General features: G+C 39.6%; 18 protein-coding genes. 12 read left to right on the top strand and 6 right to left on the bottom strand.

Annotation, left to right across the window (positions count from 1 at the left end; translation table 11 throughout):
* Positions 1–23 precede the first annotated feature (23 nt).
* The 3 genes from hisIE (at position 24) to MURRU_RS15485 (ending at position 3,325) form a co-directional block, all read left to right on the top strand.
* Positions 24–620, top strand: coding sequence for a bifunctional phosphoribosyl-AMP cyclohydrolase/phosphoribosyl-ATP diphosphatase HisIE (gene hisIE, locus MURRU_RS15475; protein ID WP_014034421.1), 597 nt, complete (start codon positions 24–26; stop codon positions 618–620).
* A gap of 63 nt (positions 621–683) precedes the next feature.
* A complete protein-coding gene (locus MURRU_RS15480) occupies positions 684–1,847 on the top strand; it encodes a vWA domain-containing protein (protein WP_014034422.1) in 1,164 nt (387 codons plus the stop codon).
* A gap of 8 nt (positions 1,848–1,855) precedes the next feature.
* On the top strand, positions 1,856–3,325 hold the full coding sequence (locus tag MURRU_RS15485) for a magnesium chelatase (protein WP_014034423.1): 1,470 nt from the start codon (positions 1,856–1,858) through the stop codon (positions 3,323–3,325).
* On the opposite strand, the gene MURRU_RS15490 is transcribed toward MURRU_RS15485, so the two are convergent.
* The 3 genes from MURRU_RS15490 to epsC all read right to left on the bottom strand — a co-directional run bounded on the left by MURRU_RS15490 (position 3,326) and on the right by epsC (position 5,625).
* The gene (locus MURRU_RS15490; RefSeq protein WP_041801616.1) at positions 3,326–3,808 is read right to left on the bottom strand and encodes a hypothetical protein; all 483 of its coding nucleotides are present in this window, start codon (positions 3,806–3,808) and stop codon (positions 3,326–3,328) included.
* A 148-nt stretch (positions 3,809–3,956) separates the two neighbouring features.
* The gene (cysM, locus tag MURRU_RS15495) at positions 3,957–4,841 is read right to left on the bottom strand and encodes a cysteine synthase CysM (protein ID WP_014034425.1); all 885 of its coding nucleotides are present in this window, start codon (positions 4,839–4,841) and stop codon (positions 3,957–3,959) included.
* The gene (gene epsC / locus MURRU_RS15500; RefSeq protein ID WP_014034426.1) at positions 4,834–5,625 is read right to left on the bottom strand and encodes a serine O-acetyltransferase EpsC; all 792 of its coding nucleotides are present in this window, start codon (positions 5,623–5,625) and stop codon (positions 4,834–4,836) included. Before epsC ends, cysM begins: the two co-directional genes overlap by 8 nt.
* Positions 5,626–5,716: 91 nt before the next feature.
* Here epsC and MURRU_RS15505 point away from each other — a divergent pair, with 91 nt between their 5' ends.
* Positions 5,717–6,397 (top strand): DUF2461 domain-containing protein, encoded by a 681-nt coding sequence (locus MURRU_RS15505; RefSeq protein WP_014034427.1) that lies wholly within the window; start codon positions 5,717–5,719, stop codon positions 6,395–6,397.
* On the opposite strand, the gene MURRU_RS15510 is transcribed toward MURRU_RS15505, so the two are convergent.
* Positions 6,386–6,799, bottom strand: a complete 414-nt coding sequence (locus tag MURRU_RS15510) for a hypothetical protein (protein WP_014034428.1) — start codon at positions 6,797–6,799, stop codon at positions 6,386–6,388. The genes MURRU_RS15505 and MURRU_RS15510 overlap by 12 nt on opposite strands.
* Before the next feature lie 343 nt (positions 6,800–7,142).
* On the opposite strand from MURRU_RS15510, the gene MURRU_RS15515 reads away from it, so the two are divergent.
* The 4 genes from MURRU_RS15515 to MURRU_RS15530 all read left to right on the top strand — a co-directional run bounded on the left by MURRU_RS15515 (position 7,143) and on the right by MURRU_RS15530 (position 9,394).
* Entirely contained in the window at positions 7,143–7,364 is a 222-nt protein-coding gene (locus MURRU_RS15515) for a hypothetical protein (RefSeq protein ID WP_014034430.1), read from the top strand.
* A gap of 2 nt (positions 7,365–7,366) precedes the next feature.
* A complete protein-coding gene (locus tag MURRU_RS15520; protein WP_014034431.1) occupies positions 7,367–7,669 on the top strand; it encodes a type II toxin-antitoxin system RelE/ParE family toxin in 303 nt (100 codons plus the stop codon).
* 42 nt (positions 7,670–7,711) lie between these two features.
* A complete protein-coding gene (locus tag MURRU_RS15525) occupies positions 7,712–8,611 on the top strand; it encodes a DUF72 domain-containing protein (RefSeq protein ID WP_014034432.1) in 900 nt (299 codons plus the stop codon).
* A gap of 363 nt (positions 8,612–8,974) precedes the next feature.
* Complete coding sequence (locus MURRU_RS15530) at positions 8,975–9,394, top strand: acyl-CoA thioesterase (protein ID WP_014034433.1); 420 nt, start codon at positions 8,975–8,977, stop codon at positions 9,392–9,394.
* Here MURRU_RS15530 and MURRU_RS15535 read toward each other — a convergent pair.
* Complete coding sequence (locus MURRU_RS15535) at positions 9,391–10,674, bottom strand: dipeptidase (protein ID WP_014034434.1); 1,284 nt, start codon at positions 10,672–10,674, stop codon at positions 9,391–9,393. The genes MURRU_RS15530 and MURRU_RS15535 overlap by 4 nt on opposite strands.
* Positions 10,675–10,802: 128 nt before the next feature.
* Here MURRU_RS15535 and MURRU_RS15540 point away from each other — a divergent pair, with 128 nt between their 5' ends.
* On the top strand, positions 10,803–11,585 hold the full coding sequence (locus MURRU_RS15540) for a hypothetical protein (RefSeq protein WP_014034435.1): 783 nt from the start codon (positions 10,803–10,805) through the stop codon (positions 11,583–11,585).
* A 12-nt stretch (positions 11,586–11,597) separates the two neighbouring features.
* A complete protein-coding gene (locus MURRU_RS15545; protein WP_014034436.1) occupies positions 11,598–11,951 on the top strand; it encodes a hypothetical protein in 354 nt (117 codons plus the stop codon).
* 562 nt (positions 11,952–12,513) lie between these two features.
* On the opposite strand, the gene MURRU_RS15550 is transcribed toward MURRU_RS15545, so the two are convergent.
* Entirely contained in the window at positions 12,514–13,377 is an 864-nt protein-coding gene (locus MURRU_RS15550; RefSeq protein WP_014034439.1) for a sigma-70 family RNA polymerase sigma factor, read from the bottom strand.
* A 244-nt stretch (positions 13,378–13,621) separates the two neighbouring features.
* Here MURRU_RS15550 and MURRU_RS15555 point away from each other — a divergent pair, with 244 nt between their 5' ends.
* Both MURRU_RS15555 and MURRU_RS15560 read left to right on the top strand, forming a co-directional pair.
* Complete coding sequence (locus MURRU_RS15555) at positions 13,622–15,133, top strand: DEAD/DEAH box helicase (RefSeq protein WP_014034440.1); 1,512 nt, start codon at positions 13,622–13,624, stop codon at positions 15,131–15,133.
* Between the two features lie 408 nt (positions 15,134–15,541).
* A complete protein-coding gene (locus tag MURRU_RS15560; protein WP_014034441.1) occupies positions 15,542–16,768 on the top strand; it encodes a glycosyltransferase in 1,227 nt (408 codons plus the stop codon).
* Positions 16,769–17,111: the final 343 nt, after the last annotated feature.

The following is a 17,111-nucleotide window of genomic DNA, read 5'->3' on the forward strand; positions in this document are numbered from 1 at the left end:
TGACAGCTTAAGAAAAATTTACAATGAAAATAGATTTCAATAAAAACCTAGACGGACTAGTTCCAGCAATTATTCAAGATGCAACCACCAAAAACGTCTTGATGCTGGGCTATATGAACCAAGAAGCGTTTGAGAAAACCAAGGAAACACAAAAAGTCACATTTTTTAGCCGCTCCAAGCAACGGTTATGGACCAAAGGCGAGGAAAGTGGCAACTTCTTAAACCTTGTGGATATTCAAGTGGACTGCGATAACGACACCCTTTTGGTGACCGTAAACCCGGTTGGACCTACCTGCCACAAAGGAACGGACACTTGCTGGGCCGAAGAAAATGTTCAAGGATATGGCTTCTTGTCCACTTTGGAAGGTATCATCGAATCCAGAAAAAATGACCAAGAGAATCCAGATAGCTACGTGGCATCATTGTTTCGAAAAGGTATCAACAAAATAGCACAAAAAGTAGGGGAGGAGGCTGTGGAAACCATTATCGAGGCCAAAGATGACGATGAGAGCCTTTTCCAGAACGAAAGTGCAGATTTACTGTTTCACTACCTTATTTTGTTGCAGGCCAAAGGCTACACTTTGGACGATATTGCCCAAGTACTGGAAAAACGTCATTAAACAAATCCGTTAAGTTTTTTCTAAAGCCCTAGTCGTTACAGCGAAATGCCGTAAATTTATGTAATGGCTATGAACACAAGAAAAGGGTTTCGTTTTACCAATTATGAGGCTCCGGACCAAACTCCGTTCGAAAAACTCTTTAAGATTTTTCAGGAATTGATTACCCATACTTCAGGTGATGTGGAGGAGGCTTTGGACTGGCTTCGCGAACTCGACAAGGAATACGAACTTACCGACGACGATTACACCATTGACGATTTTATAGAAGATTTGAAGTCTAAGGGGTATATCCGTGAAGAATTCGATATGGATAATCCCCAAGGTGGTGAAGGCGAAGAAGGTGACGAAAATGGTAGGGGTGGAAATCTATCCATTACTTCCAAACTGGAGCGTATGATACGTCAAAGAGCTTTGGACCAAATCTTTGGTAAAATAAAACGTAGTGGCTCGGGAAACCATAAAACCGGTAAATCCGGAAAAGGAGATGAACATACCGGGGAGTTTCGTGAATACCGTTTTGGAGATTCACTGGAGCGAATTAGTATGACGGAAAGTCTCAAGAATGCCCAAGTGAACCACGGGTTGGACAATTTTTCTTTGAGTGAAGCCGATTTAGTGGTTGAAGATACCCAGCACAAGGCGCAAATGAGCACGGTATTGATGATTGATATCAGCCATAGTATGATTTTGTATGGCGAAGACCGAATCACACCCGCCAAAAAAGTCGCAATGGCACTCGCAGAACTGATTACGACCCGTTATCCAAAGGATACCTTGGATATTTTGGTGTTCGGAAACGATGCCTGGCCCATTCCCATTAAGGATTTACCTTACTTGAGAGTAGGACCGTATCACACCAATACCGTTGCGGGACTTCAATTGGCGATGGATATGCTCCGCAGAAAAAGAAACACCAATAAGCAGATATTTATGATCACGGACGGAAAACCGTCCTGTTTAAGGCTTCCGAACGGTGATTATTACAAGAACAGTGTAGGATTGGATGAATATATCGTTGAAAAATGTTATGCTATGGCGCAACAGGCCCGAAAACTTCATATCCCCATAACCACTTTTATGATTGCGGAGGACCCTTATTTGATGCAGTTTGTGCGCGAATTCACCAAAGCTAATAAAGGGAAAGCCTTTTACACAGGCCTTAAAGGTTTGGGTGAAATGATTTTTGAAGATTACGAACAAAACAGAAAAAGAAGAATAAAAGGATAACACAACATATGAACTTGGATCATACCAAAATTACAACGCTAGGTGAATTAAAATCAGCGGGATATACAAGCAGAAGCATCAAAGACGAACTCCGGGAAAATCTTTTGGAGAAAATATCCAAGAAAGAACAGGTGTTCGAAGGGGTTTGGGGTTATGAAAATTCCGTAATTCCGGAATTGGAAAGAGCCATTCTTTCCCGTCACAATATTAATTTATTGGGCTTGCGCGGACAGGCAAAGACCCGTTTGGCCCGTTTAATGGTACAACTGCTTGATGAATGGATGCCCATTGTGGAAGGCTCTGAAATCCACGATGACCCTTTGGAACCTATTTCAAGATACGCCACCGAGCTGATTAAAGAAAAAGGAGATGACACTCCCATAAGTTGGGTACACCGAAGCGAACGTTTTTACGAAAAGCTGGCCACACCCGATGTAACCGTAGCGGATTTGATAGGTGATGTTGACCCGATAAAAGCGGCTAACCTTAAACTATCCTATGCTGATGATCGTGTAATCCATTTTGGAATGATCCCACGGGCCAACCGCTGTATTTTTGTAATCAATGAACTTCCTGATCTTCAAGCAAGGATTCAAGTGGCTTTATTTAATATTTTACAAGAAGGGGATATACAAATTCGAGGATTTAAACTTCGATTGCATTTGGACATTCAATTTGTATTTACCGCCAACCCTGAAGATTATACGAACAGAGGAAGCATTGTAACTCCATTGAAGGATAGAATCGGTTCCCAGATTCTTACCCATTATCCCGAGAGTATCGAAATTGCAAAGAAAATTACGAAACAAGAAGCGCAATTGGATAAACGACAATCTGATTTTGTGTATGTACCTGAAATCGCGATGGATTTATTGGAGCAAATCAGTTTTGAGGCCAGAAAAAGTGAGTATGTTGATGCCAAAAGTGGTGTGAGTGCACGTATGAGCATCACCGCATTTGAAAATTTATTGAGTACTGCAGAGCGCAGGGCCATTGTTGCTGGAGACAGAAAAACATCAGTTCGTCTCAGTGATTTTATGGGCGTAGTGCCATCCATCACAGGAAAAATAGAATTGGTGTACGAAGGAGAGCAAGAGGGAGCGGGTTCTGTGGCGGAAAACTTAATTGAGGATGCGGCAAAGTCATTGTTCCCGAATTACTTCCCTAAAATTGATAAACTTCAGCGCAAAGAGGAGGAAAACGAATACGATGAATTGGTCAGTTGGTTTTTTGATGGCGAGGGTTTCGACCTTTTAGATGATGAAAAAGAAGAAAACTACAAATCAAAATTGGATTCCATTGGCCCTTTGAACAATCTTTTAAAGGAGTATCAACCCGATGCCCCCAAAGAAGATTCTTATTTTTTGAAGGAACTGCTGCTCTGGGGATTGGTTGCCTATAAAAAGTTGAGCAAACACCGCTTTCAGCAAGGATATCAGTTTAAAGATTTGTATGGAAGTTACATTCGAGGACTGTAACTATTGCCAAATATTTAGATTGTCGTTGTAGTTTTCAAAATTGTAGATACCCACGTAGCGCTTTCTCAACCAAAAAGTATAAAGCGTTAGAATTGGTAAAATACTGTAAAGTACTACGGAAAGGGTCGCCATAGGTTTGAAAGTGGCTGGAATTACATGTTGCCCATAAAGATTTATGGAGTTTAAAACCGTTATGCTATCATATATTTTAAATACGTACACAATCATAATGGCGTAAAGTACGTATTCGATGTTTCTCATCTTAGGGTCTGGCAACTCATCTTCTGTAATCTTAAACCACACCACATATAGATACAAAAAATGCACAGTAGTAAGAACTGGAAATATATAGTTATCAGCCTTAAGAAAGTAAAATTGATTGGTAAAGACACCGTAAAAGCTTAGCACAATCAATGTTAACAAGACTGCTGCACTGGCCAGTATGTTTCTTTTCCAAGTGATGATTTTTGACAGGGTATTCATATCAATTTCAAGATTTTGGGACTTTATCACTATAAAGAACGGGGTTTTATCAGGACTATTTCAAAGAAATCGATGATTCGCAAACAATGTTGGATAATGCGAAAAATCCGAAATGAAAGTCGTGAAAATTGATATGAAAATGATTCGTCTAATCAAACAAATCTGAAGATAGATAACGATCACCTCTGTCGCAAACAATGGAAACGATAACCCCACTCTCCAAGGTTTCTGCAAGGCGTAATGCCACTGTAGCGGCTCCACCGCTGCTCATCCCGGCAAAAATACCTTCTTCTTTAGCCAACCTTTTGGCCATTTCGGTGGCATCCTGTTCACTGACTTCCATTACCGTATCAACCTTTTTAGGGTTAAAAATCTTTGGAAGGTATTCCTGCGGCCACTTGCGTATCCCAGGAATTTTGGAATCATCGGTAGGCTGTACACCCACAATTTGAATATTGGGATTCTGCTCCTTCAAATAAGTAGAAGTTCCCATAATGGTTCCGGTAGTTCCCATGCTGGACACAAAATGGGTGATTTCTCCATTGGTATCCCTCCAAATCTCAGGGCCTGTTGTTTTGTAGTGCGCCTTCCAGTTGTCATCATTGGAAAACTGGTTCAACATTTGGAAACCTTCATCCTTTACTTTAGCCTCTGCATAATCCCGAGCACCTTCTATACCAACATCGGCAGGAGTCAGCGTCACTTTTGCCCCGTATGCACGCATTGTTTGCACACGTTCTTTTGTTGAATTCTCGGGCATGACCAATTCAATATCAAGGCCAAAAAGACCTGCTATCATGGCCAATCCAATACCCGTATTTCCACTTGTGGCCTCAATGAGCTTGGTACTTTTGGTAAAATCCCCACGTTCCAGACCGCTTTTGATCATATTGAATGCGGGTCTGTCCTTTACACTTCCTCCGGGGTTGTTCCCTTCGAGCTTAAACAGGATTTTTACATTAGGATTTTTATTCAAAACTTTGGATTCCACCAAAGGGGTGTTTCCAATAAGGTCTAGTATACTGTTAGACATTTGGGGTTGTCTTTATTTTAATTTCTGGTTTATGATAAACGGTTGAATTCGCAGGAACGGACGAAGTAATCCATGCATTACCACCAATAACGGAATTGGCGCCCACAACGGTTTCACCTCCTAAAATTGTCGCATTGGCGTAGATGGTCACATTGTTTTCTATGGTAGGATGACGTTTTGTTTTCTCCAAATTCTTGGCAACATAAAGCGCTCCGAGCGTAACACCTTGATACAATTTTACATTATCATGGATTACTGCAGTTTCGCCAATTACGACTCCCGTGGCGTGGTCTATAAAAAACGATTTCCCGATTTTAGCTCCTGGGTTAATGTCCACGCCTGTTTGTCGATGCGCATATTCGGTCATCATTCTGGGAATTAATGGAACTCCCTCTTCATAAAGTTCGTGCGCCAATCTGTAAATAGCGATGGCATAGAAACCCGGGTAGGCCATATAAATCTCCTGAATGGAAAGTGAGGCAGGGTCGCAATTCAATATAGCCTCAGCATCCAAATTCAAATTTTCTAAAATTTGTGGCAAATGGGAAATGTAGTTGTTCCAAAGCTCTTCGCTTGGTTTCTCCAAATCCCAACATGCCATATCCATTAATTGGTTGAATTTTTTCTCTAACAGCTCCAAGTTAACGGCCACAGGGGTATTGGCATCAAATAAAGTATAAAAAAGCGTATCGGTAAAATCCTCAGTTTCCTGCTTTAGTCTATAGTCCAAATATGGCAATTTTTTATGCCTATTGAGTTCAGCTATTATTTTTTCTTTGTCCATACTGCGCTTTATAGTCTTAAAATTAGACAAATCCTTACCATACCCATGATAAAAAGTTAACTTTAGTTTAAAAATAACATATTATCGTTATATGACATCCAACGTTACGATATCCAAAGGAGTTTTTGATTTTTTGGCCGAACTTAAAAAGAACAACAATAGAGATTGGTTCGAAGCACACAAACCTACATTTAAAAAACATAAATCCGATGTAAAGTCATTTCTTGAAGCTGTCAAGGATAGGTTGAACCATCACGATGAAATTGAAAAGATGAAATTGTTCCGTATTTATAGGGATGTTCGTTTTTCCAAGGACAAAACACCGTACAAAGCTCACTTTGCTGGTTCCTTTTCTCGATTGGGCGCACATTTACGGGGAGGCTATTATCTTCATTTAAAACCAGGGGAGTCGTTTTTGGCCACTGGATTCTGGGCTCCAAACAAGGAAGACCTTTTACGGATAAGAAAAGAACTGGAAATGGATGCTTCCGAATTTAGGGAAGTCATCAATCAAAAAGAATTAAAAACAATTTGGGGCGAACTAAGTGGTGATGAAGTAAAAACTGCTCCTAAAGGTTTTGACAAAGAACATTCCGATATCGACTTGATCAGAAAGAAACAGTTTGTGTTCACACACAAGTTTTCCGATAAAGAAGTCCTTTCTTCATCATTTATAGATGAAGTGGACAAGTCGTACAGGGCTATTCGGCCTTATTTTGACCTAATGAGCGATATCCTCACTACCAACCTAAATGGAGAATCAATTTTGTAATAAAGCTTCTTCTTCCAGAAGTTGAATCTGATCCTTTAATCGTTCCACCACCATGTTCATCATTCTTTTGTTCAATGCGGAAGAATTAGTAATGTAATCCTGGTATTCATCCACGGTGAACTGGCCAATGATCATTCCCTTTAGGGAATTCCTGAATTTGATGTCCTTTTGGATGGCCCGTTCAATGTAGTGGAACTTTTTTTCCAAAGAGAGCTCGTAGAAAACTCCCTTATGCTTGTTCGCATAATTCTTGAAAGCCTCTACCAACAAATAGTTTTGGAGTTTGATCACGGGTCGAAGGGTTTTGTTCTGAAAATACTCATCGAAACCCATTTGACTGTTAAAATGTGACTCGGGAATGCTTGGACGGATGTCCAATCGACGGTCGGATTGTGAATCCATGGCTGTGATTTTTAATAAAATTACAGAATGATCAACCGCACACTTTTAAATATGGCAATAGTTGTCAACGATGTTATGAACAAACACAGCAAGGATATTTCTGGGTATTTTAAAGTAATTTGGAAATCCAGTAAACGATCAGGCACACTATACAGATTGAGAATTCGAGCAAAACCCAATATCTGAATAGCTTGGAGAGTTTAATACGTCTGTTGAAGAGTAACATAAACTAAATATAACAAAAATATTGTTCATGCCCTCTAAAAATCAAAAGTGTTATATTACTGACTTAACATTAGCAATCTAAAAGATTCGTTATCTTCGTTTTTACAAAATATTGATTATGAATATTCAAGCGGAAAAAATAGAGCTGGCAAAAATGTTGTTAAATACTAACGACCCCAAGATTATTCAATCAATCAAGCAAATTTTCAAAAAGGAAAGTTCAACTGATTTTTGGGATGAATTGACTACCGAGCAACAAGCTGAAATAAATCAAGGAATTTCTGAAATTGAAAATGGAGATGTTGTTGACTTCGACTCATTTATGGCAAAGCATAGATAAGAATGGATAGAAAGGTCAAGATTTCTAAAACAGCAGAAAAGAAAGTATCAGAACTCTTAGACTACTTACAGGAAAATTGGTCGTTGAAAGTTAAGTTGGATTTCGTTAAAAAGTTGGATAAATCCATTGATTTAATAAAGAACGACCCTAATATTTTTCCAGAATCTGATAAAAAGCTTGGACTGTATAAATGTGTAATCTCCAAACAGACCACTATGTATTATCGTTTTAATTCTAAAACGATATTTATAGTTACAATTTTTGATAATAGACAAAATCCCTCTAAATTAAAAAGAGAGGTGTAATAAAGCTTTAAAATAGTTTTACATATAAACTTTAATGAATAAATGAAATTCGGCAAAGTAGACCATCCAGAGCACATAGATTTCACCATACCTCCAGACCACCCCGATACTCCCGTGGTCTTATCAAAAAATAAGACGGGTGCGGACACTAAAATTTTTGTCGGCTGTGCCAAATGGAATCGGCAAGAACTCAAGAATTTTTACCCTCGAGGCACAAAAGATGAGTTAGCTTACTATTCTACACAATTCAACAGTATTGAACTCAATGCGACGTTCTATAGAATTTTTCCCGCAGAACAATATGAAAAGTGGCGGGACAAAACACCGGAAGGCTTTAAATTCTTTCCAAAAATGACCAACGAGGTCAGTCATCTTCGGCGAATGAACGATAAGGCACTGGAGGCCGCAGACCGCTATTTGGAAGTGACCGCTTTGTTAGGAGAAAAGTTGGGAACCATCTTTTTACAAATGCACAACAACTTTGGACCCAAAAATTGGGATAGGGTAGTGCGCTTTGTGGAATATTGGCCAAAAGAGTTCCCATTGGCCATGGAGTTTCGGCACACGGATTGGTTTACGGACGAAAAAGTCGCCCAAGAACTTTATCATTTATTGGAAGAAAACAACATTGTCAATATTTTGGTGGATACCGCAGGTAGGAGAGACCTTATGCACATGCGATTGACCAAAAACGAAGCTTTTGTTCGTTATGTTGGTGCAAATCATGTGTCGGATTATCCCCGTTTGGACGATTGGATCGAGCGTTTATCTTCATGGAAATCCATGGGATTGGAGAACATCCATTTTTTTGTGCATCAGAACCTTGAACTGGAATCTCCATTATTGTCTGCCTATTTTGTTGAACAATTAAATGCCAAAATGGGCTGTAACTTGCACATTCCAAAGACGACCTTGCCCTCTCAAAAAGGTTTATTCGATTAAGGAATTTGGATGTGAGGTGCCTGAAGTTGGAAGTACGAAGGCAGTATGCAGTAGGCAGTGAGCAATTATCAATCACCAATTGTCAGTTCGAGCGCAGTCGAGAACCCTTGGCCTTTTACCGTTCACCTAAGAACCATCAATCAACGAACAACCCTAGACCACTTTGCCCGCACAAGAGGATTTGTTCAGTTAAAACACATCGAATTGATCAAGTTCAAAATCTTGGGCATTCAAAATTATTTACTCAATACTCGTCGACCAGCAAATATTTCAAATTCATAATTCGTATAAATTAAAGACTTTAACAAGAAATATCTTCAAGGGATTCATCTAACTTTGTATTGAATTATAAAAGTTTCAATTATGCGATTTCATACAAGAAAATGGGTGAAGCCAGAGGATTTGAATGCCAATGGAACGCTGTTTGGAGGTAAGGTCCTTGCTTGGATAGATGAAGAAGCTGCATTGTACAGCATCATTCAGCTCGAGAACAAAAAAATTGTAACCAAATACATGTCCGAAATCAATTTTATGAGTACTGCCAAAGAAGGCGATATCATAGAAATTGGTATTGAGGTCATAAAATTTGGGACCACCTCAATTTCCTTGAACTGCGAAGTTAGAAATAAGATGACCCACGAGAGTATTGTTACGGTGGACAATATTATTATGGTCAATCTAGATGAGAACGGCAATCCCAAGGCCCACGGGAAAACGAAAATAGAATACGTTAAAGACCGTTTGGCCAAAAAAGAAAAAGAAGAAGAAAGGTCCGCTTCTTAGTTCAAAGTTTTGGCCACGGCCTGAACATCGTCCAACACTCTTAACAGGTTGCCGCCCCACAATTTGGCTATTTCTTCTTCGGTATAGCCCCGTTTCACCAGTTCCAAGGTTACGTTGAAGGTTTCAGAAGCATCTGACCAGCCTTCGATGCCGCCACCTCCATCAAAATCGGAGCTGATGCCCACGTGGTCAATTCCGATTAAATCCACCATATAGTCAATGTGGTCCACAAAGTCGGATACATTTACTGCTGGTGGCACATTGGGGTCGGTTTCGGCCAATTCTTTACCAATGTTCATCACCTTTCGGTAGTTGACAAAGAATTCCTCACGCTGCTCATCGGTCAAAGAAGAGAACTGGGAACGTTCATACCAGGCAACATCCAATGAATCTGCTACTTTTTTATAGACTTCGGTCATATAAGCGGAACGGGCTTCGTGCTTTTCGGTGTTCAAATAAGAACTAAAGGCAACGGTTTGCACCACGCCTCCATTTTCTTTCATCAACATCAATTGTTCATCATCCAAATTACGGCTGTGGTCGCAAAGTGCCCTAGCCGAAGAGTGTGAGGCAATAATGGGAGCTTTGGTCAACTCAATCATTTGTTTCATGGCTTCTTTGGATGGATGCGAAACATCGATCATCATTCCAACACGGTTCATTTCAGCAACAGCTTCCTTCCCCAGAGCACTTAGGCCGTTATGCAGCCATGCACTGTCTTGTTCTCCGGTGTTGGAATCGCTGAACTGGCTATGCCCATTGTGTGATAGGGACATATAGCGGGCACCAAGTTTTTGGTACTCTTCAATATTGGAAAGATCTTCGCCGATTGGATAAGCATTTTCCACACCGATCATGGCCACTTTTTTTCCTGATGCTGCAATTCTTCTCACATCATCGGAAGTCAATGCCAACTCAATTTGGTCCGGAGCAATATCTTCGCACAACCGGTGAATGGCTTCAAATTTGGAAATAGCATTCTCAGAGGCTTTGGCATAACCTTCGGTGGTTAAAGTATCCTGACCCGTATACACAATAAGCCAAGCTACATCCAATCCACCTTCCTCCATTTTCGGAATATTGATTTGAGTTTCCAGTCGTTGAGTGTAATTGATGCTGTCCGTAAAATTCTGCACGTTGATATCGTCATGAGTATCAATCGTAATCACGGAATCATGAATCCTTTGGGCTTTTTCTTCCAAGGTTTCGGTCTTTTCAGTTTTTTTTTCTCCGCAAGAGATTAATAGGGAAAGACTAAAGAATAGATAAAAATATTTCATGGTTGGTTTTTTTACACATACAAATAACGCAATTTGACAACAAAATCCGAATGCTACGGAACAATAAATTGTAATCCCTCAGTATAATCAACATTTTTAGAATAGTTAATATTGATTATAGCAAAGAATTGGGAACACGGGAATTGTTGACATATCTAGAAAAACTGGAAATAGGATTAAGTTCATTTTCTTATGAGGAATTGGGCGTTGTGGAGGCAGGAGAGCTTAAAAAATCCTTTGAAGTTTTTAAGATGGGACTGGAAAACAAGGTTTTTGGTGTCTCAGAAATGAGACAACTTGAAAGTATCTACCAAAAAATAGGTATACAAAGCTTGGACAACAAACAATTCACCGAATCTGATAACACCAAGTTTTTAGCTCTGATCAAAGCAATGGAAGATACCCCGCTATCCAATGAGCAAAGTGCTATTGTGAAGGAACTTAAAAAATTGGTGCAAAATCCGCAGGGTGATAAAGCTCAACATTCTGATAAAAATACCGACATCATGTCTACCGATTTTAAATTTATAGAAAAAAGTTTGCAAGCTGGGTTTGTTGGCCAAGACATTGACCTTAAACCTGTTTTGGAAGATTGTATGGGGCAGATGGATCTATTGGAAGAATTGGTCCGTATGTTCAAACAGAACGTTTGGGAATTTATTGGAAGCGCCAAGGTTAATCTAATGAATGAAAACTTCGCTGAACTGGAACTTGCATGTCAAAAAATTATGCCTTCGTTGCGCATGATAAAAACTTACGGCCTTTTGGAAGTGACCCAGCAAGTTTCCAGACTCTGCAAAACCGACAAAGATGTAAAACATCTTACTTTTTTATATGACCAATTTCTTCAAGAATATCCACGTGTACAAGAGCAGATAGATTTTGAAATGGAAATGTTCCGAACAATGTAAAATACCTACACCATGGCAAGCAACGAACTCCCCGAGTACCTCCAAAGCATCTTTTATCCTTTGTTCCAATATACAAAGGACCTTGATACCCAATTAATGTTATTGGATGAAATGTTAGAAGTAGGGGATAGGAAAGAAATTCCTTTTCTTTCTGAGTTGGAATCCCATGATGACCCAAAAATCAGCAATAAAGCATTTCAAATCAAAAATGAACTGCAATCCAAATTGGGTGTAATGTCCGATACCGAACGACGAAGGTTGCCGATGAATTTGTGTTTCATTTATGATGAATTCAACATAAGGCCAAGCAAAGTGGATAAAGCCCTTGATTTTGAGGTAGAACTGGATATTTTAAATACAAAGTAGGGGTTTTACCACATTTTATAAGAACAATATAATCTTTAAAATAAAATTACGTTATACCTAAAACCCCGAACAAAAACCGAAGATTACTATGTTATACGATACCTACGGCGAAGAATACTTGGCATTTTTACAAGAACTGAATGAAATTTTGACAGTAAATGAACTTGCCGAACTTGATTACCTATAGTTGGATAAACAACCCAAAACTTGTTACCATGAAAAACCATAACAAAGAAAACACAGCCTACTTGAATTTTATTCAAGATTTGAAAGACATGCTCACCGACTTTGATATTAGTCTTTTGAGCAAATCGTGATGTTTTTTAAGTGAATATCATGGAAAAGGGGATGTTGAATTGATTACAACATCCCCTTTTTTATTGAACTCATTTAAACTTTTAGGATTGAAGCGAAAATTAGTCAATTTGTGCCCATTTGAAGACTTTTTCGAGTTGCATAGCAGGGCTACGGAAGGATAAAAAGACAAAAAGTGGGTGCAAAAGGGCAATTTTTTAGCCAATTGAAAAAGTTTAAATGAGTTCACCTATAACCATTTGGCATCTTATCCCAAATAAGACTTTAATATCTTACTTTTTGAGGTATGTCTTAATTTTCTAATTGCTTTTTCACGGATTTGACGCACACGCTCCCTGGTCAGATCAAAGGTGCTGCCAATTTCTTCCAAGGTCATGGAGGGTTGATTACCAATTCCATAATACAGTCTTACCACATCGGCTTCTCTTGGAGATAGTGTATCCAATGCCCTGTTTATTTCGGTGTTCAAAGACTGGTGCATCAAACCTTTATCGGGTTTTGGGGAATCTCCGGCGTTTAGCACATCATACAAATTGGACGTTTCTCCCTCTTTTAATGGAGCATCCATGGATACGTGCCTGCCTGTATTCTTCAAAGATTGTTTTACTTCGGAAACCGTCATGTCCAATTCCTTGGCAATTTCTTCGGGAGATGGTGGACGCTCGTGCGCTTGTTCCAAATAAGAGAATGTTTTTTTTATTTTGTTGATGGATCCAATCTTGTTCAAAGGCAATCGAACCACACGGGATTGTTCTGCCAAGGCTTGCAGAATGGATTGGCGAATCCACCAAACCGCGTAGGAAATAAATTTAAATCCTCGGGTTTCATCAAATCGTTTGGCAGCTTTTACCAAACCAACGTTTCCCTCGTTGATCAAATCGGGTAATTTTAGACCTTGATTTTGATATTGTTTTGCCACGGAGACCACAAACCTTAGGTTTGCGTTCGTCAGTTTTTCCAAAGCAGCTTGGTCTCCGGCCCTGATCTTCTGTGCTAGCTCAACTTCCTCCTGCGCGGTGATTAAATCAATTTTACTAATGTCCTGCAAGTATTTGTCAAGTGATTTGGATTCCCGGTTCGTAACCTGTTTAATGATTTTTAGCTGCCTCATTCTTATATCTGGTTTAACAAGTGTTATAAGCTATCATTATACATTATAATCTCCATTTTTCCAAGTCCAAAATGTTATTGTTATCAAAATGTTATAAGCAAATGCATCAATTGCGAAAAAAAGGATTCAACAAGGGTTGTTGATACTATTTTTAATATAAAAGCTTCCGAGTATTGGTCTCAAGCGCAAAAAACCTCTAATTTTGTAGGGTTTTTTATTTAAGAACCCATAACGCAATTTCCCTTTGGAGGTAAACAGAGAAATCAAGAAGAAAACATTATACGATTATCAGGAAGAAGACCTGAACAAAATCTTCAAACACTTGGAAAAGATTCCTAAGGGTGCCAATATTTTGTACCAATTGCCCACAGGAGGTGGTAAAACCGTGGTTTTTTCCGAGATAACCAGAAGGTTTATTGAGCAGACCGGTAAAAAGGTGATGGTGCTTACCCACCGTATTGAGCTCAGTAAACAAACCTCCAAAATGCTCCATGGCTTCGGTGTGGCCAATAAGGTAATTAACAGCGAGGTCAAGGAACTTTACGATCAGGACAACTATATGTGCTTTGTGGCTATGGTGGAAACACTGAACAATCGGTTACAGGAAGAAAAAGTAAAAATCAACAATATTGGGCTGGTCATTATTGATGAGGCCCACTACAATTCCTTTAGGAAACTTTTCAAATATTTTGAAGATTCCACGATTTTGGGTGTAACGGCAACACCGTTGAGCTCCAACATCAAACTTCCCATGAAGGACAACTACAAGCATTTGATCATTGGGGAGTCCATAAAATCATTGATAGACAAACAGTTCTTAGCTAAGGCCAACCTTTATAATTATGATGTTAGCCTACGGACCTTAAAACTTGGCATCAATGGAGACTATACCGTAAAGTCTTCTGATGAGTTTTACAGTGCGCACAGTATGTTGGGCAAATTGCTCACTGCTTACGAAGAGATTGCAAGGGGCACCAAAACACTGATTTTCAATAACGGTATCAACACCTCCTTGTATGTGTACGAGACCTTTAAAAAGGCTGGCTACAACGTTAGGCACTTAGATAATAAGAATACAGCGACCGAACGAAAAGAAATCTTGGATTGGTTTGCCAAAACACCAGACGCCATTTTAACCTCCGTAAGTATTTTAACCACAGGTTTTGATGAGCCCACCGTGGAAAGTATTATCCTAAATAGGGCTACACGTTCCCTTACGCTATATTTTCAGATGATAGGAAGGGGCTCTAGGGTATTGCCCAATAAAGATGAGTTCAACGTTATTGATATGGGTAACAACATTGCCCGTTTTGGTTCTTGGGATGCACCTGTGGATTGGCAAGAAATATTCCACTTTCCAGACTTTTATCTGGAAAACATTAAAAATGATGAGGAGATTGAGCGTGATTTTGTGTACGAGATGCCCGATGAGCTCCGTGCCAAATTCAGTAAGTCCGACAACATTACGTTTGATGTAAAAGCGGAGTACAAAAAAATATTCGCGCAAGGTAAAAAATCTAAGGTTGTACTGGAAAAAAGTATAGAACAACATGCCCAAATATGTGTGGAAAATAGCGAAGATGTATTCGATGCCCGTATTTTGGCCAAGGAACTCAAAGATGAGATTTCCTATCGCGTAAAGCAGTATTCGTATTGCATTATGAACAACACCAAAAATTACAAGGAGTGGTTGGAAGAAGATTATGAACGAAAACTCCGTTCCAGTATCTCCAAAATGTTTGCGGCGCGGATGTAGTTGGTTATTAGTTTGGAAGTTTGATGCTCGGTGCTAGATGTCAGGTGTTCTGTTATTTGGTTATTGAGTTATTGGTGTTTCGGGTTTCTGTTCCCTGTCTCTTGTCTATTTTCTTTGGTCTGGTTTCAGGTTTAGTTATTTGGAATTTGTCTACCAGTAAAGAAGAGTGCCCTGTATCTTGGTTCCTAAACCCTTCTTCTTGTACTTGATGCTTGAACTTAACACTTGGATTTGACTCTTGTATTTCGTGCTTGTCACATCGAGCGCAGTCGAGATGTCTTCTTCCAAGAAAATTGGTGTCATTCGTGCCAAATACAGGTCACTTGTTGACTGCCAATTGCCCACTGCTTACTGCGTTCTTGAACTTAAGCTTGCACTTTAAACTGAGTAACTCGTACTTTTACCAACATGTCAAAAAAACTTCTCGTAATCGGTTATGTATGGCCCGAGCCCAACACCACGGCTGCTGGCTGCCGAATGCAACAATTGCTGGAAGCCTTTATAAGCTTTGGTTTTCAAGTTACGTTTGCCAGTACCGCCAGTAAAACCGAGTACAGTTTAGATCTGCAACAAATGGGAATTCGGGAAACTCCCATACAGCTTAACCATTCCAGTTTTGATGAATTTGTAAAAGAACTATCTCCCGATATGGTGCTGTTCGATCGCTTTATGGTGGAAGAACAATTTGGATGGCGTGTAGCGGACTGTGCCCCAAATGCCATTCGCATACTGAATACCGAAGATTTACACTCGCTGCGAAAGGCTAGGGAAGAGGCTCATAAAAAGAAGGAATGCTTTACGTTACAACATTGGAAAAACCACCCAATAACTTTACGGGAAGTGGCCAGTATTTATCGTTGTGATCTTAGTTTGATTATTTCTACCTACGAAATGGAAATTTTATATGCAACACTGAACATTCCTACTGAATTGTTGTGCCATTTGCCTTTTATGGTGGGTAAAACTACAGAACAATGGCCATCTTATATAGCACGAAAAGGCTTTGTAAGCATAGGAAATGGTAAACATGCCCCCAATGTTGACGCCATCAAGGTTTTAAAGCAAGAGATTTGGCCTCAAATTCGAAAACAACTACCAGAAGCCGAAATGCATATTTATGGAGCATACTTACCCCAACAATTGAATGAAATGCACAGCCCCAAAACCCGTTTTCATGTACACGGATGGGCAGAAGACGTAGATGTAGTGCTTAAAAAAGCCAAAGTATTGCTTGCACCCATACAATTTGGTGCGGGGATTAAAGGAAAATTATTGGATGCCATGAAAATAGGCACCCCAAGCGTAACCACATCTATTGGAGCGGAGGGCATGCATGGTGACCTGCCTTGGAACGGCACAATTACTAATGCCTGGGACAAGTTTGCCCAAGCTGCAGTGGATTTGTACCAAAACCCGACCGCTTGGGAGAACGCTCAACGGCAAGGAAGTGAATTGCTTCAAACTTTTTATGATAAAGAAAGTTTGCAAACTCGATTAAAAGAACGACTGCAACAACTAAGCGAAGCTTTGCAAACCCATCGTACGCAAAATTTTATCGGGAAGTTGCTACAGCATCAAACCATGGCCAGTACCAAGTATATGGCCAAATGGATTGAAGCGAAGCATAAGGAGTAGTTTGGTATGGCTTTAAGGAGTTCCATGGGCACACCATTAACATATCAGCCAGAGAGTAGGTACAACAAACAACTAATGATTGTAGTCGTTTTTCAGAAGTAGGGCTACCAAGTTTTCGACAATGGATCGTTATAAAAGTTCCCTGCAAGAATCACAAGAACTTAAAGATTAGCTCTTGAGGATTGTTTTTTATGATTGTCCAGATCCAGAGTTTCCAAATCTTGAAAGGTTCCGCAAGAAATTTGTCTCTTAACGAGTGACCGTGACTTTTTTCGTTTGGTACGTGATTCTATTTCCTTATTTAAAAAATTCACGGGAAAATATTTTACCTAAAAACGAGTTT

Source organism: Allomuricauda ruestringensis DSM 13258, assembly GCF_000224085.1.
GTDB classification, from domain to species: Bacteria; Bacteroidota; Bacteroidia; order Flavobacteriales; family Flavobacteriaceae; genus Flagellimonas; species Flagellimonas ruestringensis.